At 71.8% G+C, this 20752-nt stretch carries 20 protein-coding genes and 1 pseudogene; 15 read left to right on the top strand and 6 right to left on the bottom strand.

Features of this window, described 5'->3' with window-relative positions; genetic code table 11:
• The first annotated feature begins 73 nt into the window (after nt 1-73).
• Both IE273_RS23435 and IE273_RS23430 read left to right on the top strand, forming a co-directional pair.
• Entirely contained in the window at nt 74-625 is a 552-nt protein-coding gene (locus IE273_RS23435; protein WP_189817116.1) for a YciI family protein, read from the top strand.
• Between the two features lie 186 nt (nt 626-811).
• Entirely contained in the window at nt 812-1549 is a 738-nt protein-coding gene (locus IE273_RS23430) for a flavodoxin family protein (protein WP_014677015.1), read from the top strand.
• A gap of 94 nt (nt 1550-1643) precedes the next feature.
• On the opposite strand, the gene IE273_RS23425 is transcribed toward IE273_RS23430, so the two are convergent.
• Entirely contained in the window at nt 1644-2003 is a 360-nt protein-coding gene (locus tag IE273_RS23425; protein WP_189817115.1) for a hypothetical protein, read from the bottom strand.
• Between the two features lie 286 nt (nt 2004-2289).
• Here IE273_RS23425 and IE273_RS23420 point away from each other — a divergent pair, with 286 nt between their 5' ends.
• The 3 genes and pseudogenes from IE273_RS23420 to IE273_RS23410 form a co-directional block, all read left to right on the top strand.
• The gene (locus tag IE273_RS23420; protein WP_189817192.1) at nt 2290-2961 is read left to right on the top strand and encodes a HEAT repeat domain-containing protein; all 672 of its coding nucleotides are present in this window, start codon (nt 2290-2292) and stop codon (nt 2959-2961) included.
• 3 nt (nt 2962-2964) lie between these two features.
• On the top strand, nt 2965-3981 hold the full coding sequence (locus IE273_RS23415; protein WP_189817114.1) for a MerR family transcriptional regulator: 1017 nt from the start codon (nt 2965-2967) through the stop codon (nt 3979-3981).
• A pseudogene (locus tag IE273_RS23410) lies at nt 3956-4516 on the top strand (4a-hydroxytetrahydrobiopterin dehydratase); the annotation flags it as partial. The gene IE273_RS23415 and the pseudogene IE273_RS23410, both read left to right, overlap by 26 nt.
• A gap of 132 nt (nt 4517-4648) precedes the next feature.
• Here the strand turns inward: IE273_RS23410 and IE273_RS23405 are convergent.
• Nucleotides 4649-5536 carry a helix-turn-helix domain-containing protein gene (locus tag IE273_RS23405; RefSeq protein WP_189817113.1) on the bottom strand — a complete coding sequence of 296 codons (888 nt, stop codon included), beginning with the start codon at nt 5534-5536 and terminating at the stop codon, nt 4649-4651.
• Between the two features lie 232 nt (nt 5537-5768).
• On the opposite strand from IE273_RS23405, the gene IE273_RS23400 reads away from it, so the two are divergent.
• From IE273_RS23400 to IE273_RS23390, 3 genes are all read left to right on the top strand, one after another.
• On the top strand, nt 5769-6176 hold the full coding sequence (locus tag IE273_RS23400; RefSeq protein WP_189817112.1) for a (R)-mandelonitrile lyase: 408 nt from the start codon (nt 5769-5771) through the stop codon (nt 6174-6176).
• A gap of 27 nt (nt 6177-6203) precedes the next feature.
• On the top strand, nt 6204-6530 hold the full coding sequence (locus IE273_RS23395) for a carboxymuconolactone decarboxylase family protein (RefSeq protein ID WP_189817111.1): 327 nt from the start codon (nt 6204-6206) through the stop codon (nt 6528-6530).
• Nucleotides 6531-6733: 203 nt separating this feature from the next.
• Entirely contained in the window at nt 6734-7459 is a 726-nt protein-coding gene (locus tag IE273_RS23390) for an SDR family NAD(P)-dependent oxidoreductase (RefSeq protein WP_189817110.1), read from the top strand.
• Nucleotides 7460-7695: 236 nt separating this feature from the next.
• On the opposite strand, the gene IE273_RS23385 is transcribed toward IE273_RS23390, so the two are convergent.
• Nucleotides 7696-8316: a CAP domain-containing protein gene (locus IE273_RS23385; protein WP_229887403.1), complete on the bottom strand. Its 621-nt coding sequence runs from the start codon at nt 8314-8316 to the stop codon at nt 7696-7698.
• A 755-nt stretch (nt 8317-9071) separates the two neighbouring features.
• Here IE273_RS23385 and IE273_RS23380 point away from each other — a divergent pair.
• Nucleotides 9072-11234, top strand: coding sequence for an ATP-binding SpoIIE family protein phosphatase (locus IE273_RS23380; RefSeq protein ID WP_189817109.1), 2163 nt, complete (start codon nt 9072-9074; stop codon nt 11232-11234).
• Between the two features lie 82 nt (nt 11235-11316).
• Here IE273_RS23380 and IE273_RS23375 read toward each other — a convergent pair whose 3' ends face one another.
• From IE273_RS23375 to IE273_RS23365, 3 genes are all read right to left on the bottom strand, one after another.
• On the bottom strand, nt 11317-12501 hold the full coding sequence (locus tag IE273_RS23375) for a beta-ketoacyl-[acyl-carrier-protein] synthase family protein (protein WP_189817108.1): 1185 nt from the start codon (nt 12499-12501) through the stop codon (nt 11317-11319).
• A 270-nt stretch (nt 12502-12771) separates the two neighbouring features.
• Nucleotides 12772-13404, bottom strand: a complete 633-nt coding sequence (locus IE273_RS23370) for an AAA family ATPase (protein ID WP_189817107.1) — start codon at nt 13402-13404, stop codon at nt 12772-12774.
• A gap of 171 nt (nt 13405-13575) precedes the next feature.
• Complete coding sequence (locus tag IE273_RS23365; protein WP_189817106.1) at nt 13576-14238, bottom strand: GyrI-like domain-containing protein; 663 nt, start codon at nt 14236-14238, stop codon at nt 13576-13578.
• Between the two features lie 317 nt (nt 14239-14555).
• Between IE273_RS23365 and IE273_RS23360 the strand changes: the two genes are divergently transcribed.
• From IE273_RS23360 to mfnA, 6 genes are read left to right on the top strand one after another with little or no spacing between them, the layout of a single operon-like run.
• Nucleotides 14556-15911, top strand: coding sequence for a TrpB-like pyridoxal phosphate-dependent enzyme (locus tag IE273_RS23360; protein ID WP_189817105.1), 1356 nt, complete (start codon nt 14556-14558; stop codon nt 15909-15911).
• A gap of 51 nt (nt 15912-15962) precedes the next feature.
• On the top strand, nt 15963-17072 hold the full coding sequence (locus tag IE273_RS23355; protein WP_189817104.1) for a 2-deoxy-scyllo-inosose synthase: 1110 nt from the start codon (nt 15963-15965) through the stop codon (nt 17070-17072).
• Nucleotides 17073-17098: 26 nt separating this feature from the next.
• Complete coding sequence (locus tag IE273_RS23350) at nt 17099-17743, top strand: class I SAM-dependent methyltransferase (protein WP_229887400.1); 645 nt, start codon at nt 17099-17101, stop codon at nt 17741-17743.
• 26 nt (nt 17744-17769) lie between these two features.
• Nucleotides 17770-18618: a sugar phosphate isomerase/epimerase family protein gene (locus tag IE273_RS23345; protein ID WP_189817103.1), complete on the top strand. Its 849-nt coding sequence runs from the start codon at nt 17770-17772 to the stop codon at nt 18616-18618.
• A gap of 5 nt (nt 18619-18623) precedes the next feature.
• Nucleotides 18624-19541: a TatD family hydrolase gene (locus IE273_RS23340; RefSeq protein ID WP_189817102.1), complete on the top strand. Its 918-nt coding sequence runs from the start codon at nt 18624-18626 to the stop codon at nt 19539-19541.
• On the top strand, nt 19495-20748 hold the full coding sequence (gene mfnA, locus IE273_RS23335; RefSeq protein WP_189817101.1) for a tyrosine decarboxylase MfnA: 1254 nt from the start codon (nt 19495-19497) through the stop codon (nt 20746-20748). The genes IE273_RS23340 and mfnA overlap by 47 nt, the downstream gene beginning before the upstream one ends.
• Nucleotides 20749-20752 lie beyond the last annotated feature (4 nt).

The following is a 20752-nucleotide window of genomic DNA, read 5'->3' as shown; positions in this document are numbered from 1 at the left end:
TCACCCGTGCCGCCGAGCCGCATCGCTGTGAAACCCGCTCGACCCGGTCACCGCCGTGAGGAGAACCTTGGTCATGGAGTTCCTCTCTTACCACCGCGACCGGCCCGGCTCCCTGCCCCTGCGCGTCGAACTACGGGAAGAGCATTGGTCGTACATGGACCAGTACGCGAAGGAGATGATCGCCCGGGGCCCGACCCTGGCCGCCGACGGCGGCACACCCACCGGCAGCGTGCGCATCGTCGACCTGCCCGATCCCGCCGCTGCCCGCGCGTTCGCCTTCGACGAGCCGAACTACCAGGCCGGCGTCTACCGGGACGTGCTGCTGCGACGGTGGCGCAACACGCTGGGGCGCACCATGTGGGACTTCCCCGGCGGCCGGACCGGCGGCAACCGGTACCTGGTACTCGGACTCGGCACGGGGCAAGCCGCCGACCTCGCGGTTCCCTCCGACCGGGACGGGTTGATCGCCTACGGGCCGCTGCTGTCGGACGACGGCGCCACCTGGCTGGGGACGGCGGCGTTGGTCCGCGCTGCGGACCCGGACACGGCACGCGCCCTCCTGACCCCGGACCGGTACGACGCCATCGAGGTGCACAACTGGCAGTTCGGCGGGCGCCCTTCCTAGCCCGCCGAACCCCTCCGGATCGCCGGCGCTCCCCCCGAGACGCTGTCGGGCCGCTTCCGGGTGCGCGGGGGTGCCCCGGCCATTCGGAGGCGTTGTGGTGGCGCCTGCCGGAGGCGGCCCACACGCTTGGTCTGGATGCGGGTGCGCCGCCGTGCAGGGGTGGCGGCAGGAATCTGGGAGGACCGTATGACCGCTTCGCCGCCGTCCACCGAGACACCTCCGGCCCGGTACGACGACCTGCGGGCCCTGGTGATCAACTGCACCCTCAAGCGCTCGCCGGAGACGAGCAACACCCAGGGTCTGATCGACCGGAGCACCGGCATCCTGGCCGCCCAGGGCGTACGGGTCGATGTCGTCCGGGCGGTGGACCACGACATCGCCACCGGCGTGTGGCCCGACATGAGGGACCACGGCTGGGAGACGGACGCCTGGCCGGACCTGTACCGGCAGGTCATGGCGGCCGACATCCTCGTGCTGGCCGGACCGATCTGGCTCGGCGACAACAGCTCGGTGATGAAGCAGGTGATCGAACGCCTCTACGCCTGCTCCAGTCTGCTGAACGACGCCGGTCAGTACGCGTACTACGGCCGTGTCGGCGGCTGCTTGATCACCGGCAACGAGGACGGCGTCAAACACTGCGCCATGAACGTCCTCTACAGTCTCCAGCACCTGGGGTACACCATCCCTCCCCAGGCCGACGCGGGATGGATCGGTGAGGCAGGGCCCGGACCCTCCTACCTCGACCCCGGCTCGGGCGGACCGCAGAACGACTTCACCAACCGCAACACCACGTTCATGACCTGGAACCTGCTGCACCTGGCGCGGGCGCTGAAGGACCTGGGAGGCATCCCCGCCTACGGCAACCAGCGCACCGCCTGGGACGCCGGCTGCCGCCACGACTACGAGAACCCCGAGCACCGGTAGCCATGACCGCTCGCCGCGCGTTCGGCCGCCCCGCGCGGCGCGTGCCGACCGGCGGATCCATGTCGGCCAGGATGCGGCCTGGACGGGCCCCGTGTCATGTAGCCACCGGCGCGGAGCCGTGTCCGGTGCGGAGCGGGGCGATGTCGTCGGCCCGGTAGGAGGAGGCGCGGGCGTGGTGCGGGAGCCGGCCGGCGAGTTCGTCCAGCGAGGCCGCCCGGTCTTCCGCCGCCGCTGCGATCCCGTACGCGCAAGCGCCGCGCGCCGATCCGGCCGCGGCCGGGTGAGCCGGGGCCGCGACGGCGGCCGTCCCCGGTTCCCACTCCACGGGCTCACCGGTACGGGCGCGGAGCCCGGCCAGAGCGTCACCGAGCCGGCAGGCGATGCCGCGAAGGTGGCGGTGCTGAGCCTTGGACCGTCCCTCGCCGCCCGGTGCGGCCGGCCACGCGATCGCCAACGCTCTCCACCGCGGCGGTCGCGAGCAGGTCCGCACGCTCAGCCGCCCCGCCGGCCGTCAGCCCGTGCACACATCCAGTGTGCGTGGGTCAGAGCGCGGGCGCGTCCCCAGCCGTGGAGCTCCTGCCGGCCCGGCCCGCCCGTCCGGCATTCCTCCGCCCGAAGCACAGCCCCTCCGGCCCGGCCGCCGGTCACTCCGGCGATCCGCTGAGACGTGCCCGCTCTGCGGGCTGTTTGACCTTGACACGGTGACAAGGTCTTCACTGCTCGCCGAGGAGGTGGTCTCGATGACGATCCCGAGACAGGACACGGATGCGGTACGAGTGCTCCAGCGGTTGGAGGACAGCCGGTCCTCCGTGCGGCTGCGGGCTGCCATGACGGCCGGCACGACACCCGACCCGCGCTTCGTCGACAAGCTCGTCGAGCGGTGCGCGATCGAGCCCGAGTTCTTCGTCCGCGACATGCTGACCTGGGCGCTCGCCCGCCATCCGGTGTCCATGACGCTGCCCGGTCTGCTCCGCGAAGTCCGCTCGGAGCGGGCGCAGGCCCGGAGCCAGGCGCTGCACACACTGTCCAAGATCGGGGACCGCCAGGCGTGGCCGGCGATCACACGGACACTCCTGTCCGACGCCGACGACGAGGTGGCGCGAAGCGCCTGGCGCGCCGCCGTCGTGCTCGTGCCGGAGGGCGAGGAATCCGCGTTGGCCACGGTGCTGGCGACGCAGCTCGGGCGCGGTGAGCGGGAGACGCGGCTGAGTCTCAGCCGGGCGCTGGTCACCCTGGGTGAAGTGATCGTGCCGGCTCTCGGTTCTGCGACGATGGCCCCTGACCCGCGCACCCGGGCGCACGCGCTCGCCACACAACGGCTGCTGCGCGACCCGGACACCGGGTTCGACTTCGCGATCGAGGAGGCGAAGCGCGTCGTAGCCCTCGGCGGGCCCGGCCAGGAGGAACGGTAAGGCGTGTTGATCGGTGAGGTGGCACGGCGGTCGGGGGTCAGCGCCCGCATGCTCCGGCATTACGAGTCGCTCGGTCTGGTGCGCCCTTCGGGCCGTACCGGCTCCGGATACCGGGAGTACTGCCGCGAGGACATGCGCAGGATCTTCCACATCGAGAGCCTGCGGTCGCTCGGACTGTCGCTGCGCGAGATCGCACGCGCGCTCGACGATCCCGGCTTCACGCCCTCGGCGCTCGTCGACGACCTCGTCCGTCAGACGCGCGACCGCATCGCGGCCGAGACCGAGTTGCTCACGCGCCTCAGCCGCATCCGTGCCGCGGACCCCGCCGGCTGGGAGGACGTCCTCCAAGTCGTCGCGCTGCTCCAGGCGCTGGGGTCGAAGAGCGCCGACGCCCGCCAGCGCGCGGCCCTCTCCTCGGCCGACGAGGTTCCGGTACCGGTGGAGGCCCTGGTCGAGGCGGCACTCAGCGAGACGGAGCCGAACGTCGCCGGGGCCCTTCGATGGGCGCTGGCGCGATCCGGTGGCGGAGGCGCGGCGCTGCTGGCGGAGGGCCTCGGCTCACCGGTGGCCGCGGTGCGGGAACGTGCCGTCCAGTGCCTCGCCGAGATGCCCGGTGCCGAAGCCTCCGAGCAACTGCGGGACGCTCTCGCGAACCCCGATGTCGTGGTGCGCGGGCATGCGGCTCTGGCACTCGGCACACGCGGTGCGGTGGACGCGGTCCCGACGCTCATCGACATGATCGTGGCGGGAAGGAACGACACCGACGCGGCCGACGCACTGGGCGTGCTGGCCGACGACACCACGACAGCGGATCAGATCGCCACCATGCTCGTCGACCGCCTGGCCCACGACACGACCGAAGCGCCTGCACGCGGGCGGCTGACCCAGGCGCTGGCGGGCATCCCGGGAACGCGGGCGACAACTGCCCTCGTGGCACTGTCACATGACACGGACCGTGCCGTCGCGCTGACCGCGGCATACCTCCTTCAGCTACGTGGGGCGGGTACGGACGGCCCGTAACGTGGCCGCCGGGTCGCCGGGCCGCCGCGCGTACGTGTCCGCCCTCACGCACCGGACCAGGCGCGCGAGGGCGTTGGACTGGCGTGTCCTGGGTGACGGAGCCTGTGCGTATTTCCGCGCGGGGTCGTTGGCCGCTGGTGCGAGGCTCGTGCAGGCGATCGGTGAACTGCCCGACGCCGAGGCGGGACACCCCGACATCGACGTGCGATACGACGGCGTGACCGTGCGACTGATCACGCTCACCGACGACTTCTATGGACTGAGCGAGCGGGATGTCGAACTCGCCCGGAGCACATCGGCCTTGGCGCGCACGCTAGGGATCCCGGCGGACCCGTCCGCCGTTCAGACCGTCCAGGTCACCGTCGACGCGCTCGCGGGGCGGGATGTGGTGCGGTTCTGGCGTGCGCTGCTCGGCTGTGCCGGTCGAGCGAACAGCCCCGAGGACTTGATCGACCCGCACCGCCGCGGGGCGCCCTATGACCAGGCCGAAGCGCGCATAGCGGCGGCCGTTGCCGTCGGCGGCCGGTTGGTGAGCGATGCCCATCCGCCGTCGCACTGGGTGCTGGCCGACCCGGAAGGCAATGAAGCCTGCGTCGGAACCGCCGGCTGGATCGGCCCGGAACCCACGGCGGTGACCGTGTCCACCGGACGGGCAGTCAGCCGGCGGCTACCGGTCGTCCGCCGGAGCGGGCCGGACCGGGACGTCCGTCTCCTGCGTGGCGGCCCAGGAGGCGAGCAGTCGCAGGGCCTCGTGCTCCGGTGTACCGGGGGCGGCGCTGTAGGCGGTGAGGGTCAGGCCGGGCAGCGCCGGTAGTTCCATGGCGTCGAAGTCCAGGGTGAGGGCACCGACGGCCGGGTGCCGGAAGGACTTGCGGCCGGTGTGGTGCAGGCGCACGTTGTGCTTGGCCCAGGCTGTGCGGAATTCCTCGCTGCGGGTGACGAGTTCGCCGATGAGCCCGGTCAGACCGCTGTCGTGCGGGGCGCGTCCGGCCTCGGTGCGCAACAGGGACACGGTGGTGTTCACGGACTCCTCCCAGTCCGGGAAGAAGTCCCGGCCTCGTGGGTGGAGGAACTGGAACCGGGCGATGTTGACCGACCGGGTGGTGCTGTCGGGGAAGAGAGGGGAGTACAGCGCGCGGCCGAGGCGATTGGTGGCCAGGATGTCCAGGCGGCCGTTGCGCAGGAAGGCGGGGGAGTCGGTCATGGACTCCAGGACGCGCAGGACACTGTCCGGCAGCGGGCCACTGCGTTTGGTACGGCGGACGGGGCGTCTGGCGGCGGCGCGGGCCAGGTCGTGCAGGTGGGCGCGTTCGGCCTCGTCGAGCTGGAGGGCGTTCGCGACGGCGCCGAGGACTTCTTCCGAGGCGCCGGCGAGGTGGCCGCGCTCCAGGCGGACGTAGTAGTCGACGCTGACACCGGCGAGCAGGGCGACTTCCTCCCGGCGCAGCCCCGGCACGCGCCGGTTGCCGCCGTACGCAGGCAGGCCCGCCTGCTGCGGGGTGATCCTGGCGCGGCGGGAGGCCAGGAACTCGCGGATATCGCTCTCAGGTCTCACGATGGTCAGGCTATGCCGGATGCCGCACGTGTGGGGGGTCCTGTCAGTACCCGGAACAGCAGGCCCTTCCCCACCCCACCGGCCTGCGGGTTTCCTCGATGAAGGCGGCTGCACCCGAGAAGATCGCCGACGAGCCCGAGGCGTCTCCCCTCCTGATCACCGGTGGAGTACTCCCTCGTCATGAGCGCCGCCTGTTCCATCCCCGAACCCGCACCTCCGAGAGGGACACACCATGGAATTCGTCAGACAGCAGGCCACGGTCAAGGCCCCCGCGCACTGGTTCACCGGCGACGTCTGGTTCGACGTGCTCCACGCGGGCCAGGAGCCCTCCCGGATGCGCGCCAACATGGTCCGCTTCTCCCCGGGCGCCCGTACCCACTGGCACTCCCACGTCCTGGGCCAGACCCTGCACGTCGTCTCCGGCATCGCCCTGATCGGCACCCGCGACGGCACCGTCTTCGAAGCGCACCCCGGCGAGACCGTCACCTGCCCCCCGAACGAGGAACACTGGCACGGCGCCAGCGCCGACCGCTTCATGGAACACATCGCGATGTGGGAGGGCAAGGGCGACGGCAGCGAGGAAACCACCTGGAACGAGCCCGTCACCGACGAGCAGTACAACCGCCCGCACAGCCGCTGACCCGCGCCGAGCCGACAAGGACCTCCGATGACCGACCAGCCCCAGCAGATCGGCGGCGGACGCCGTACCATCGGTGACTTCGCCCCGAAGCTCGCCGAGCTCACCGACGACGTCCTGTTCGAGGACGTGTGGAACCGCCCCGAGCTCGCCGCCCGCGACCGCAGCCTGATCACCGTCGCCGCGCTCGTCGCCGGCGGTGACGCCGATCAGCTCCGCTTCCACCTCGGTCGCGCGAAGGAGAACGGCGTCACCGAGACCGAACTCATCGAGGCGATCACCCACCTCGCCTTCTACGCCGGCTGGCCCAAGGCCATGACGGCGATCACGACCGCGAAGCAGGTCTTCGCAGCCTGAACACCGGGGAGGGGCCGCCGGGCTCCTCCCCTCCCGGCAGCGCATGCGCACCCGGACCCGGCACCCGGGCCGGCCCAGGGGCCGGCCCGGACGGAAGGAGGCATTCCCATGCGAGGAACAGTCCGGCACGATGCCGAAGCGGCCCTCACACTCCCAGCGGTGGCGTCTTCCCGGACATCGCTCGGACGACAGGGGGTGCGACCTTGAGCCGGATCCTGGTGACCGGCTCCACGGACGGCCTGGGACGTGCCGCGGCCGACTCGCTGCTGTCCGCCGGACACGAGGTGGTGGTGCACGCCCGCAGCGAGGGGCGTGCGGCGGTACTCGACCCGCTGGTCGACCGCGGGGCGCGCCTCGTGGTCGGGGACTTCACGGACCGTGACGCCGTACGGCGCGTCGTCACCGAACTGAACGACGCGGAGCCGCTCGACGCCGTCATCCACAACGCCGGCGTCTGGAGCGGGCCGGCCGTCATGCCGGTCAACATCATCGCCCCGTACCTGCTGACGGCCCTGCTCCGCGGCCCGCGGCGCCTGGTGTACCTCAGCAGCGGCTCGCACTTCGACGGGCGGCCCCTGCTCGACGGTATCGACTGGCGGGGACGGAGCGCGGGGTCGTACGCCGACAGCAAGCTGTTCGTCACGACACTCGCGACCGCGGTGGCCCGCCTCCGCCCCGACGTGCTCAGCAACGCCGTGGACCCGGGCTGGGTACCGACGAAGATGGGCGGGCCCAACGCACCGGACGACCTCGAACTCGGCCATCGGACGCAGGAGTGGCTGGCCTCCGGAGACGACCCCGAGGCGCTCACCACCGGCGGGTACTGGTACCACCGGGAGCGGCAGGAGCCGCACCGCGCTGTCCACGACGAGGCGTTCCAGGACCGTCTGCTGCGGGCACTGGCACAGGAGACGGGGACCGCGCTCTGAGCAAGCGGCGAAGCCTCCCCGCGGTCGGCCGGGGAGGCTTCGTGCCGGCGCGGTTCCCGCCGGCTGGGCACGGAGGGCGGCCCGGTCGGCGGACCCGGTCGTCCCGTGAGGCTCCCTCGGACGACGGACGGCGCCCGTCGGGCGACGGCCCGGACGATCGGAGCGACGGTGAGCAGGACGGCGGCGCCGGTCGGTTGAGCGCCTGGTCAGGGCTTCAGCCAGCCGAAGCCGGTGCGTCACTGCTCGCAGCTTCCGAAGGTGACGACGTACGTTCCGGCTCCGCTCGCGCCTGTTCCGGCCGGGTCGGCGGCACCGGCCTGAGCCCAGCGCCCGATCTCACGCAGTCCGGGATCGAGGATGTTCGCCCGGTGGGGCGGTGAGTTCATCCACCAGTTGACGGCGGCGTCCGGCGTCCCCGCGCCGCCCCAACCGTTGTAGGCGATCTCGGCGACCCGCCAGGACACGGGGTTCGGGCAGTAGCCCGCTCCCTGGATACGGCTCTGCGGTGTCGAGCCCGTCTGCGGGTTGGTGTGCGGGTCCTTGCCCGGTCCCCACCACTTCTGCTCCACGGACGCCAAGGCGTGCTCCTGAGCCGCTGTCGTCAGGTTCTCGTTGTAGGTCAGGGCCGGCAAACCCTGTTGCGCCCGCTGGGCGTTGATGAGGCACACCACCGCTTCCCTCACCTGGACGTTGCGGCGGTAGGCAAGGTAGGTATGGCCGGAACTCGGAGTGCGAGCGGAGGCCACGCAGTCCTGGGCCCAGGCCGGTGACGCGGTGAACGGTACGAGTGTCGTCGACAGGGCTCCGGCCACCGCGAGGCCCACTGCGGTTCCGGTAAGCGAGGCCCGGTTTCTCATGGAAGTTCCACCTCCCGCGATCACGAACAGAAATGCCGATCGGCGCGCGGGGCTCCCCGAAACTTGGATCCACCTCTCAGACTGCCATCCGGCCCCCCTGATCGCTATTCGGTGCCGGGCGGACCGGAAGACCCTGCCCTGCCCAGCCCGTTCCGCCTTACGCGACCAGGCCCCGCGCCACCACGCAGGAGCCGTAACTCACCGCGATCGTCCGGGAGATGGGCCGTAGCTCGGATCATTCGTACACCGGACGTGCCACGCCTGCCGGTAGGCGAAGTGGGGATTTTCCAGCGGGGTTTGGAACGTCCGGTAGCGCGGTGCCGTCACAAGTCGCGGGCCGCCAGGGCACTTTCGCATTCGACCACCCATCTCTGCCCGCGGACAGGGAGTACCAGCGGGGCAGGGCGATCCGCGAGACGGAGTCGGGGCCGTCGAAGGGCGTGCGCAGTCGGGCGAGCGAGCGGCTGACGGCCGCCCCCTGCGGAGCCGTGCCGTGGCGCGGGAACCGACGGCGTCGGCGCCCAGGTCCGGCGCTCGGCGCATCCGGGCGGGCGACGGCCCGCGGCGGGGGTCGGCACGGCCCTACCGACCGCTCCTCCTTCCTCACGGTCCGCGTTCGGCCCGCGATTCGCTGGTGTGGGCGAAGCGACCCCCGCTGTTATTCAATGAGGTGTGCGGTCAGGGATCTCGGGGCCCCCGTCGCACGAGTCCGAGTACGGCCCCGGCGCTGCGCCGGGGATTGCTGAGAGAGCTGCATGGACTCCACACCCTCCCCATCGTCCTCTTCGGCGTTCGACCTGGTCAGCAGGGCCTTGGGGCGCTACATCCCGCGAGGCGGAGCGGCACCGGACGCCGGTCCCGCCGACGCGCAGCGCGACCGCACCAGGCGCCGGCGCGGCCCGGAGGACCCGGCGGCCGGGCGTCAGGAGCAGATTCTCGGCGCGGTCAACCTGGACAGGGATCTGATCATCACCCGCTGCAATCTCGACGCCCCGGTGTTCGCGGGTCTCGACGCCGTGGTCGGCAAGCCGTTCGTCGGTCTCCTGCCCCACGGGGACGTACCGACGGTCACCCGGCGGTTGCGTCAGGTCGTGGAGACCGGTGAGGCGCACGTGGCCCGGATCCAGCGCCTGCGGCGCGGCGACGGGTCGGAGCTGGTCGTCTCGATGAGCATCCTGCCCGCCGCGGCACCTGAGGAGGGCCTGACCGTCTCCCTGATCGCGATGGCCAGGAGGCTGCACCTGTACGCCGCCGAGACCGCGATCGGCACCTCGCTGGACATCGGCGAGACCGCGCAGTCACTGGCGGAGTCCCTGTTGGCCTGGGGAGACGTGGCCGCCGTCGACCTCGACTTCGCCGTGTGGACGGGCGAGGGAGTCACCGGCCAGGCGAAGGGACGTATCCGGCTACGGCGGGCGGCCCTGGTGCCGGACCGGGCGTGGCCCGAGGGCTACGTGACTCCGGGCGAGGATCTTCCCGGCGACGCGAGTCGCCTGCTGGCGCAGGCGGTACTGCGGGACGACGTCCCGCAGACCATCGTCATACCCGACCGGGAGGCGGTCGAGCGGGTGCTCGGCAGTCCTCGGGTCGTGCGGGCCCTCGTGCCCGGCGACCGGTCGGCGGGCGTGGCGTGCATCCCGCTCGTCCTGGACGGCGCGCCGCCCGTCGTCCTGGGTGTGGCGGAGGTCTGGCGGCGGGCGGACTCCCCCTTCCGCGACAACGAGCTGCTCGACCTGCAGGAGCTGGTGGCCAGGACCGCCCACCACGTCGACCTGGCTCGTCAGCACCAGCGCGAGCACACGCAGGTGCTGGCCTTGCAGCGCCGGCTCCTGCCCCGGGTCGGCGGCGACACCATCGAGATCGCCAGCGTCTACCAGCCCGCCACGCCCGACAGCGCGGGCGTCGGCGGTGACTGGGTGAACAGCTTCCCGCTGCCGGACGGCCGCACCGCGCTGGTGGTCGGCGACGTCGTCGGACACGGCTTGGGAGCCGCGGCGACCATGGGCCAGCTGAGCATGGAGGCCCGCGCGCTGCTGTCCGCCGGGCTCGCGCCGGACGAGGTGCTGGAGCACCTGGACGAGACCGTCTCGCTGCTGGACGACGCCGACACCGGGCTGACAGCCGGTTACAGCGCCCTCGGCTCGACCTGCTGCATCGCCCTCTACGACCCGGTCAGCCACCGCGTGACGCTGTCCAGCGCCGGTCACCTCCCCCCGGTCCTGGTCTCCCCGGACGGGCGGGCGGGCCCGCTTGAGGTCCGCCCCCATCCCGGCCTCGGCGCCGAGTTCGCGCTCCGGGAACCGTTCGACGTGCACACCTTCGGCGCGCCCCCGGGCTCCCTGCTCGCCCTGTACACCGACGGCCTGGTGGAGGATCCGGCCGTGCCGATCGACGAGGGCATCGGCAGGCTGGCGGACGCCGTGTCCACGGTGCACCCCTGGGACACCCTCCAGCGGGCGGCACGGCACGTCGTCTCCGCGCTGGCACCCGCGCGCCAGCGCGACGACGTGACCCTGCTGCTCGCCCGGATGATCGGCTACCGCAAGGGGGACACCGCGACCTGGCGGCTGCCCGCCCGCGATGACGCCCCCGCCCGTGCCCGCACGCAGGTCTCCGTGCTGCTGCGGCAGTGGCGCACGAAGGACGACACCCGGGACAACGTGGTGCTGCTGGTCAACGAGCTGGTCACGAACGCCGTGCGCTTCGCCACCGGCCCCATCACGGTACGGCTGATCAGGTCCGGCCACGGCCTGCTGTGCGAGGTGGGCGACACCGGCAGCGGCAGCCCACGTCTGAGGCGGGGCGGCCTGCTCGACGACGACGGTCGCGGCCTGCACATCGCGCACAGGCTCACCACCCGCTGGGGGGTCCGGTGGACGGACGCCGGCAAGGTGGTCTGGGCGAGAGTCGCGACGTGACGCGGCTACGCCTGTACGGGTGGCGCGGGCACCTGGTACCGGTACGGCCTGGTACTGGTACGGCCGGCCGTACGGCGCCGTACTACAGCCACTCCCCTTCCAGGGCGGTGGCGGTGAGACCCGGTGCCGCCGCGTAGAGAACGGCGCGACTGCCCGGCTTCTGCCCGGCGTCATGCGCCCGCCGCAGGATGTCGAACACGGCGGCGCCTCCGCGGTTGCCGGTGGTGTAGCTGTCCCGGCTGTAGTCCAGCAGCCCCGACGGCCAGGCGTCGGGCATCGTCTGCTCCATGTACTCCAGCACCCGGGTCCCGCCGGGGTGCGCGAGCAGCACGTCGGGGTGCCAGGCGTCGGGGTGGTCCTGGTAGCGGACGCGCAGCCACTCCCACATCGCGGTGACCGTCTCCTGCACGGCGCGCGGCCCGCGCCGGTCCATCACGAAGTGGGTGCCGTCCGCCCGCGTCTCCAGGCGGTGCAGGTCCTGGGTGCCGGGCAGGGTGTGGTGCCAGGCGGCGTCCAGCCGCAGCACCGATTCGCGCCGGGGGCGGCCCGTGACCACCGCGGCGACCGCGGTGTCCGCGAACAGCAACCGGACGATCAGCGACTCAAGGGTGTCGTCGGCGGGCTGGTAGGTCGTGCTCAGCGCCTCCGAGACGACGACCAGGACCACGCGGTCGGGGTCCGCGGCCACGAGGTCCGCGGCCAGCGCCAGGGAGCGGGTCCCCGCGACGCAGGCCCACTGCGTGGCCGGCAGCAGCATCACGTCGTCGCGGAGCGCAAGCTTGTCGGCCAGGGCTATGTCCAGGCCCGGCAGCGCCGGGGTGGTGGAGTGACTGGTGATCAGGCAGTCGATGTCCGCGGCGTCCAACCCGGCGATCTGGAGGGCCCCGCGCGCCGCGCGCTCACCGTAGGACCGCACGGCCTCCCAGGCCGGTCCGGTGCGCTCCTGGACGGTCTGCGGCGCGGGTATCGCCTCAAGTGCGGCGATCACGCGGTCCACGTCCTGCTGGGTGAACCCGTCGCGCGCCAGTGCGTCTTGGGCCGGCCCGACACCGACAGCCCGCAGGCCGCCGCCGTCGCCGGGCGCGACGGCGGTCTCCAGCGGCAGCATCCACCCGCGGGTCTCGATGCCCGTACTGGCCGCGATGCCGTCGATGCGCGGCGCCCACGTCGCGTGCGGGTGCCGGTCGCGCACCTCCGCCACGATCTGGCTGGTCTGCACGGGGTGCTCGCCGTGTATCACGGCAGGAGGACAGAGGTAAGCGGCCATGGGGCACCTTCCCAGCGGAACAAGAGGAACAGGAGGAACAGGGAGAAGGGTGGGATGTCACCGGTGTTGTGGCATGAGTCACTTCGCGACTTCAGCTCAAGGGGACGCCGATAGGCCCCACTTCGGGAGCCGGCATCCGTTTCGAGCATGGACGCCAAAGGGACATTTCCGCTGTGATGCAGACAACTTAGACGGCGGTTGACGTGCGTGACACGGCACACATCGCCGCAAGGGGCTGTCCGAGGGCAGGTGGAGGTGGCCGGCGGGCACTCAGTCGAACCGAATGTGCCTGATCCCTGTCCAGGCCCGCCGCGCACGTCCTCGCAGCGCTCCGTCCCTGTTCGGCGCGAGCTCCAGGCCGACGGCGGCGGCGATGTGCTCGGCCACCTCGGGCACGGTGAGGTGGTCGGTCCGTACCTGGTCCCCGAACTCCTCCGCGCGCAGGCGCTCCAGGCAGAGGTCGAGCTTGGACACGGCGAAGCTCTCCCGACGCAAGGGGGCGTCCTTGCCCGCGACGAACTGGACAACGTGTCCGAAACCGCGCTCGCGCAGCCGACGCAGCACGGTCTCACGCTCGGCCAGCAGTGCGAAGTGCCGTACATCGTGGCCGCGTTCGCGCAGGCGGCCCACGGTCTCGCGGAAGTACGCCGGCTCCACGATCGTCATGGGCACGATCACCGTCCCCTCGTGCTTGCTCAGGACGTGATCCAGTACTTCGAACACCCCCTGCCGCCAGACAGCGAGGTCCTGGAAGTCTCCGCGCAGGGACGGGGGCATCATCCGGTGCAGACCGAAGCCGACGTGTTCGGGATCGCAGACGACACTGCCGGCAAGCCGACGCCGGAGTTCGTAGGCGGTCTGCGTCTTGCCGCCACCGAAGGGACCGTTGATCCACAGGAGCATGCACCCGACCCTAGGGGGCCGGGGCGGTTGTCAGTGGCGCGCCGGCTCGGACCATGAGGCCCGACCGCGCCGCCGGTGCCGCGGCCGGTTCACCCTGGCCGGCTCGCACCGTCGCGGCGCACTCAGGATCCCCCGGTGCCGTGTCCGGGTAGAGGCGAAACCGCGCCCGGGTCACCGGCCCCGTCGGCGAACCGGCTGGCGCAGGATGGTGCGCAGCCGGGACGGGGGAGCGGTGTGGGACGGCACGAGGTAGATCTCGTGGTGCCTGCCCGCGGGGACGAGCCCCTGTGCGTCGAGATGGCGGTGGAGGGCGCCGACCGTCGCGGGCTCGTTCTCGATCGGGCCCTCGTGCAGCACCTGGACACACAGGCCCTCTCGCAGAGTGCGCGCCCCCAGGGCGGACACCGCGGCGGCGGATTCGGGAGTGGGGCAGTCCCCGGTGAGTTCCGCGCGGGCCGCCGCCAGTGTGGCGGCGTCCACCGCGTGACGCTGTCTGAGCAGGAGAGTCCAGCGCCAGCTCGTGCGGTCGCGCCAGCGGGCCGGGTCGCCGCTGTGCAGGTTCAGGTCCGGATCGGTGCTCCACCACAGACCTTCCAGCGGGCTCGGCCCGTGGTCCGCGTCGCCGGGCCGAGGCCCGCCGGATGCCACCGCCACCGCTGTCGCCGCCGCGTAGAGCGTCTCGATCGCGGCGGCGAACAGCTTGGAGTCCTGGGGATCGCCCTCCCCGTCGACGGCGAGGTACTCCAGGGGAGGCACTTCGAGCAGAGCTGGTACGGATGTTGCTTCGTAGAGTCCGTGATATGGATGGTGCTGCGTGGTGTCGCCCAGGGACATGCGCGCGGTTCCTCGTGTTCGGGCTTGTGCCGGGAGTCATGGGGCCGGCCCCGCGTCTTCGAGGCGCTGCGGAGCCCGCCTCTTGTGAGAACGCGCCAGTGCCACACAGGGCACGGGTGAGCGAATCAGTCATATAGGTCAAGCGGTCGAGTCCGGTACGAGTGTCCTTTGACTCGAACGGTGAACGTCCCGGGCCGACCCTCCCCCTGCCGCCGTCCAGCGATGAGGCTTCTCGTCGTGTCCCGGACGAGCAGAGAGGGGATCTGGATGCACGCCACTGAGGAGCCGTTCCACCCGCCGCGGATGGGGAGCGGGGCATGAGCGGCGGACCGCGGCCCGCGCCGGGCGCCAGGACCCCGGGCCCCGACTGGAACCCGACCCCGGTCATGCCGAGCGGTGCCCCGGACGATGTGCCCGAAGCCTGGTTCAACCTCGTACCCAATCTGCCGGTCCCCCTGCCGCCGGCCAGGGACGGCGACGACGGCCAGCCCTCCCGGCTCGCGCTCCAGCGCCGGATCCGCCTCGCCGCGGTGCAGGAACAGGACGCGTCCACGGAGTCCTTCCTTCCCATCCCGCAGCGGGTCCGCGAGGAACTCGCGGCCATCGGCCGCCCCACCCCGCTGCTGCGGGCACGGGCCCTGGAGGCCCACCTCCAGACGCCTGCCCGGATCTACCTCAAGCGCGAGGACGTGCTGCCCACCGGCAGCTTCAAGCTCAACTCCGCCATCGCACAGGCGTACTTCGCCGCACAGCAGGGCGTACGGACGCTGGTGACCGAGACCGGAGCGGGGCAGTGGGGTCACGCGGTGGCCTGGGCGGCGCGGCTCTTCGGTCTGCACGCGGTGATCTTCTGGGCCGGCGTGTCGGCGCGGCAGAAGCCCGGCAGGCACACGGTGATCAAGCTGCTCGGCGGCGAGGTGTACCCGTCGCCCAGCGAGCGGACGCAGGTCGGCAAGGCGCTGCTGCGCGACGGCCGTCATCTGCTGGGCTCCCTCGGCACGGCCATCGGCGAAGCCATCAGCTATGCGCAGGACCATCCCGAGACCCGGTACATCTCGGGCAGCAACCTGCCCCATGTGCTGGCGCACCAGTCCGTCATCGGACAGGAGGTCAAGGCTCAGCTGGCGGCGCTCGGCGAGACCCCGGACACCCTGATCGCCTGTGTCGGCGGCGGCAGCAACCTGGGTGGCCTGATGGGCCCGTACCTGGCGGACAAGGCCGAGCGCGGCGACGGACTGACGCTGATCGGCGCCGAGTCGGCCAGCGCACCCCGGCTGACGCGCGGCGAGTGGCGCTACGACCACGCCGACCCGGAAGGCATCACGCCGCTGACCAAGTCCTACACCCTCGGCCGTGACTACGAGCTGCCCGAGACCCATGTCGGCGGCCTGCGCCAGCACAGCGGCTCGGCGGTGGTCGGCGTGCTGCGCAGCCAGGGCCTGATCGACGCGGTCGCCTACGAGGAGGCGGAGGCGTTCGAGACCGGCTCGCTCATGCTGCGCCACGAGGGCGTGCTCATCGCCCCCGAGTCCTGCCACGCGGTGCGTGCCGCCGTCGACCGGGCGATCGAAGCCCGTCGTACGGGCCGCGCCGAGACCATCGTCGCCTGCGTGAGCGGCAACGGTGCCCTCGACCTGGAGGGCTACACCGCGCACCTCGGTGACGGTGCCTGAATCCGCCCCCTGCGCGGACCGCAATCGTCCGCCATCCCATGAAGGAGCGAAGTGGCCAGGGGAACCATCATCGAGCTGTCGAGCGGAGTGAGCCCCAGCTGTCCGTACTACCTGGGGGACGGCATCGCCGACCAGCTGCCGGCGTATCTGCACCGGCATGCCTTCGACGAGATCTACCTCGTCACCAGCGACCGGCTGCACGCCCGGTTCGGCAAGGAACTGGCCCGGACGCTGAGTGACGCGAACATCGCCGTCAACGTACTGACCGTGCGCGAGGGGGAGTCCGCCAAGGGCTGGCAGCAGCTCACCGACCTGTGCGAGCGTCTGGTCGCGGCCGGCGTCACCAAGGACTCCCTGGTCATGGCGCTCGGCGGCGGCATGATCAGCAACATCGTCGGCCTCGCCGCGGGACTCACCTACCGGGGCATCAGGTACGTCGAGGTCCCGACGACGATGCTGAACCTCACCGACGGCTCGCTCAGCAACAAGCAGGCCGTCAACGGTTCCCTGGGCAAGAACCAGTTCGGGATGTACCACGCGCCGCTGTTCATCTGGGCGGACGTCGCCTACACCCGCGAGGAGCCGGTCCGCCAGCACCGCAGCGCCATCACCGAGGCGATCAAGAACGGCCTGGTCAACGACGCGGCCTGGTTCGAGCGGCTGGAGGACCTGCTCACGCCGGACCTGGCCGCCGTCCGTGACGACCTGCTGGGCTTCTGCCACGACGTGGTGCGCAGCAAGCTGTCGATCCTCGCCCTCGACCCCGGTGAGCGGCACGCGGGCATCATGCTCGAATACGGCCACACCGTCGGACACGCCGTGGAGTTCCTCGGCAACGGCAAACTGCTGCACGGCGAAGCGGTCGGCATCGGCATGTGCGCCGCGGCCAAGGTGGGCGTACGCCTCGGTCTGTGCGAGCCCGAGGTGCTGCACCGACAGGAACACATCCTCAAGCACCGGCTGGGCAGCGTCGTGGCACTGCCCGAGGAACTGACGGCCGAGCAGATCGTCGAGGTCATCCTCAGCGACAACAAACGCCGCGCCGGAGCCGCGATCCGCTTCGTCCTCGTGCCCCGCGTCGGCACCGTGCGCTGCGTCGACGGCGACTACGAGACGCCCGTCGCCGAACCACTGCTCAAGAGCGTCCTGACCGAGGCCTGATCCACCGACACCACAGGGATGGGCTCATGAACACCACAGTGCACCACACACCCGAGGTGGAGGAGACGATCTACCGTCTCGACGGGCCGCTGCGCTGGGCCCTCGGCGAGGTCCAGGGACTGCTGCGCACGGCACAGGCCGCGCCGGGCCAGCGGGTCCTGGACGTGGGCGCGGGCACCGGGTACGCCACGATTCCCGCGGCCCGCGCGGTCGGCCCCGACGGCAGCGTCCATGGCGTCGACGGCAGCGCCCCGCTCCTGAAGGTGCTCGAACGCCGTGCCGCGAAGGAAGGGCTCACCGCACGCGTGACCACACAGGTCGGCGCCCTCGCCCCCCTGGACGTGCCCACCTCCAGCGTCGACCTGGTGCTGTGCACCTACGTCCTGCACGAACTGGCCGAGGACGCGGCCCTGGCGGTCGCCGAGATGCACCGGGTCCTCAAACCCGGTGGCCGCGTCGCCATCGCGGACTACCGCAAGACCCCGGACACCGCGCGCAACCGGGAGATCGAGTCCTGGTACGCGCGGCAGCCCGACGGCGCGGGACCCGACGAGCGCCATCTGCGCTTCTCCCTCGAAGAGCTGGAGCAGATGCTGCGCGGCGCCGGCTTCCAGCAGATCGAACTGCGCACCTGGCACGACTTCCACACCCACGCCATCGCCGCCCGGTGACGGCCCTACCCTGCGAAGGAGCCCCTGTGCACCGCTTGAGCTACAACGCCAACGGTCTGCGTAACCTCACCGTGGAGCGGGCCGTCGAGGAAGTCGCCGAGGCCGGATACGACGGCATCGAACTCTCCCTGCACCCCGCGCACATCGACCCGTTCTCCTTCTCCGACAACGAGGCGTCGGTCATCCGCAAGGCGCTGGAGCGCACCGGCATCGAGGCCTGCTGCCTGGCCGCGGGCGCCGACAACCTGCTCAGCGAGGAGAGGTTCGAGCCGTCGCTGGTCCACCCCGACGCGGCCGGCCGCGCCCGCCGCGTCGACCTCGTCAAACGGTCCATACGTATCGCCGACATGCTCGGCATCCCGCTGATCAACTTCGCCACCGGCAAGCGCAAGCCCGAGGTGGACCCCGCCGACGCGCGGCGCTGGCTCGTCGAGGGCATCACCGAGATCCTCGACAGCACGGACAGCGACGTCATCCTCGCCATGGAACCCGAACCGGAGTTCTTCCTGGAGACCAACGCCGCGGTCGCCCAGCTCGCCCGGGAACTGGACAGCCCGCGCTTCGCCCTCGCCCAGGACCTCGGGCACTGCCGCGTCGTGGAGGAGGACTACCTCGCCTCCGTCGAACGCCACCTGCCGATCACCCCCGTGTTCCAGGTCGAGGACATCAAGGGCCGCACCCATTACCACGAGATCCCCGGTGACGGGGACATCGACTTCGTGGAGTTCTTCCGCATCCTGCGCCGCGGCGGCTACGAGGGGCACGTCAGCGTGGAGCTGTACAACCACAGCGACGTCTACCGGCACGCCCTGCGCCGCAGCCACGAGGTGCTCACCGCGGCCGCGGCCTCCGCCGAGTCCTCCTCGGAAGACTGACCACCGTGCGGCCGGCCACCGTCGCCGGCCGTGCGACCCCCGCGCCACAGCTCCTGGCGCCCCGGGGCGCGCACGGACCCGGCCTCGTCCCGCTCTTCGACCACCACATCCACAGCGACCTGCGCAACGCCGACGACTACGAACTCATGGCGGTCAGCGGTGTGACGAGTGCGCTCGCCCCCTGCTCCAGCTCGCACGAGCGCCGCTCGTCTGGCGACGCGTTCGCCGCGCGGTTCGAGCGGCTCATCGAGGTCGAGACGGCCCGTGCGGCGGTGTACGGCATCGACCTGTACGTCGGGCTGGCCGTGCACGCCGCCGACATGAGCGATCTGCGCAGCGCTCTGGAGGGCGTCGACGAACTCCACAAGCGGCTCGGCCACCCCCGGGTGAAGGCCCTGGGCGAGGTGTCGCTCCGCCATCGCACCAGCGACGAAGTGACGGTGCTGGAGAGGCAGTTGCTTCTTGCCGCCGACACGGGGACACCGGTGATGGTGGAGACCCCGCCGCCGCTGGAGGCGTTCACGGCGATGCTGCCGCTGCTCGCCGGCGCCATCGAGCGCTCGGGCATCGATCCGGGGCGTGTCGCCGTGATGGACCTCGACGAGCACAAGCTGCGCCTGGTCCACGACCACGGTGGCTTCGACGGGCTCGGCGGCTACGGCCTGCCGGTCTCGCCGCGCACGGACGCGCTGTTCGCCGTGCGCCAGAAGGTCACCCACCGTGAGGTGATGCGCATTCTCGACAGCCGGGGGCCGGAGCGCCTGATGCTCAACACCGGCTTCCACTTCGGCTCCGCCGACCCGCTCGGCCTCGGCAAGACCGTCCATCGCCTCCGCCTCGGAGGCGTTCCGGAACAGACCGTGAGGGCTCTCGTTCATGGAAACGCTGCTGGGTTCTTCGACATCCCGCACCGGATCGGCTGACCGGGCGGCACCCGCCCGGCCCACGGGCCTGCCCGAGCACGGCCGGGACACGGCGGCCGTCCTCGCCGGCCTGGACGCACTGCGCCGCGACGACCACGACTACGCCGACGGCACGGTGTTCAACTCCATCTGCTCCGCGCCGCTCCCGGTGGCCCGGCAGGTCTTCGCCCAGGCACTCGACACCAACATGGGCGACAACCGGATCTTCCCGTCGCTGCGGCGCGCCGAGACGGAGGTGACGGCGCTCCTCGGCGACCTCCTCGGGCTTCCCGAGGCCGGGGGAGTGGCGACCTCCGGCGGGACCGAGGCCAACCTCCTGGCGGTTCTGGCCGCGCTGCGCCGGGACGGGCAGCGGGCCCGCACGGGCCGTCCCGCGCGGATCGTGCTGCCGGAGAGCGCCCACTTCTCCTTCGACAAGATCCTCGCGATGCTGGGCGTGGAGCCCGTGTACGCCCCGCTCACACCCGACCTGCACGTCTGCGTCGAGACGCTGCGGTCCCTCGTCACCGAGGACACCGCGCTCGTCGTCGCGACCGCCGGCACCTCCGAGACCGGGGCCGTCGACGACGTCCCCGCCATCGCGGAGCACACCCGCGCCCTGGGCGTGCCGTTGCACGTCGACGCGGCGACCGGCGGCTTCCTCGTCCCCTTCGCCCGTGACCTCGGCCACCCGCTGCCGCCGGTCGGCCTCGATGTCCCGGGAGTCACCTCCGTCACCCTCGATCCGCACAAGTACGGCGGCGCGCCCATCCCGGCCGGCCAGCTCCTGGTACGCGACGCGGCGGACCTGGACCGGCTGCGCGTCGCCTCCCACTACCGCGGCACCCACGACCACCACGGTCTGCTCGGCACCCGCCCCGGCGCCGCCGTGCTCGCCACCTGGGCCGCGCTGCACACCATGGGCCGCGCCGGCTACCGCACGCTCGTCGCTTCGGTCTTCGAGCGCAGGGAGCTCCTGCTCGGCCTGCTCCGCGGGGCCGGGTTCGCCGTCGCCCCCGCGCCGGACCTCACCGTCGTCACCGTGCGCCACCCGGCGCCCGGACAGCTCGTCGACGCACTGGAACGGCGGGGGTTCATCGCCTCCGTCGCCCGCCGCTACGGACTCCTGCGCCTGGTCGTGCACTGGCACCAGAGCGAGGAGCAACTGCGGGCGCTGGTCGCCGCCCTGACCGACGCCGACCGTGAGATCGGGGGCGGCGCCGGATGAGGGT

The sequence above is a fragment of the Streptomyces olivaceoviridis genome, assembly GCF_014650115.1.
Classification (GTDB): domain Bacteria; phylum Actinomycetota; class Actinomycetes; order Streptomycetales; family Streptomycetaceae; genus Streptomyces; species Streptomyces olivaceoviridis.
Note: the sequence above shows the minus strand (reverse complement) of the source record. Positions and strands in the feature narration are given on the sequence as shown.

Excerpts from the sequence above, each read along its gene's own strand:
- IE273_RS23420 (WP_189817192.1), top strand. The coding sequence starts at position 2,290 with ATGACGATCCCGAGACAGGACACGGATGCGGTACGAGTGCTCCAGCGG.
- mfnA (WP_189817101.1), top strand. The coding sequence starts at position 19,495 with ATGGAAACGCTGCTGGGTTCTTCGACATCCCGCACCGGATCGGCTGAC.
- IE273_RS23430 (WP_014677015.1), top strand. The coding sequence starts at position 812 with ATGACCGCTTCGCCGCCGTCCACCGAGACACCTCCGGCCCGGTACGAC.
- IE273_RS23375 (WP_189817108.1), bottom strand. The coding sequence starts at position 12,501 with ATGGCCGCTTACCTCTGTCCTCCTGCCGTGATACACGGCGAGCACCCC.
- IE273_RS23380 (WP_189817109.1), top strand. The coding sequence starts at position 9,072 with ATGGACTCCACACCCTCCCCATCGTCCTCTTCGGCGTTCGACCTGGTC.
- IE273_RS23395 (WP_189817111.1), top strand. The coding sequence starts at position 6,204 with ATGACCGACCAGCCCCAGCAGATCGGCGGCGGACGCCGTACCATCGGT.
- IE273_RS23400 (WP_189817112.1), top strand. The coding sequence starts at position 5,769 with ATGGAATTCGTCAGACAGCAGGCCACGGTCAAGGCCCCCGCGCACTGG.
- IE273_RS23350 (WP_229887400.1), top strand. The coding sequence starts at position 17,099 with ATGAACACCACAGTGCACCACACACCCGAGGTGGAGGAGACGATCTAC.
- IE273_RS23370 (WP_189817107.1), bottom strand. The coding sequence starts at position 13,404 with ATGCTCCTGTGGATCAACGGTCCCTTCGGTGGCGGCAAGACGCAGACC.
- IE273_RS23360 (WP_189817105.1), top strand. The coding sequence starts at position 14,556 with ATGAGCGGCGGACCGCGGCCCGCGCCGGGCGCCAGGACCCCGGGCCCC.
- IE273_RS23365 (WP_189817106.1), bottom strand. The coding sequence starts at position 14,238 with ATGTCCCTGGGCGACACCACGCAGCACCATCCATATCACGGACTCTAC.
- IE273_RS23435 (WP_189817116.1), top strand. The coding sequence starts at position 74 with ATGGAGTTCCTCTCTTACCACCGCGACCGGCCCGGCTCCCTGCCCCTG.
- IE273_RS23385 (WP_229887403.1), bottom strand. The coding sequence starts at position 8,316 with ATGAGAAACCGGGCCTCGCTTACCGGAACCGCAGTGGGCCTCGCGGTG.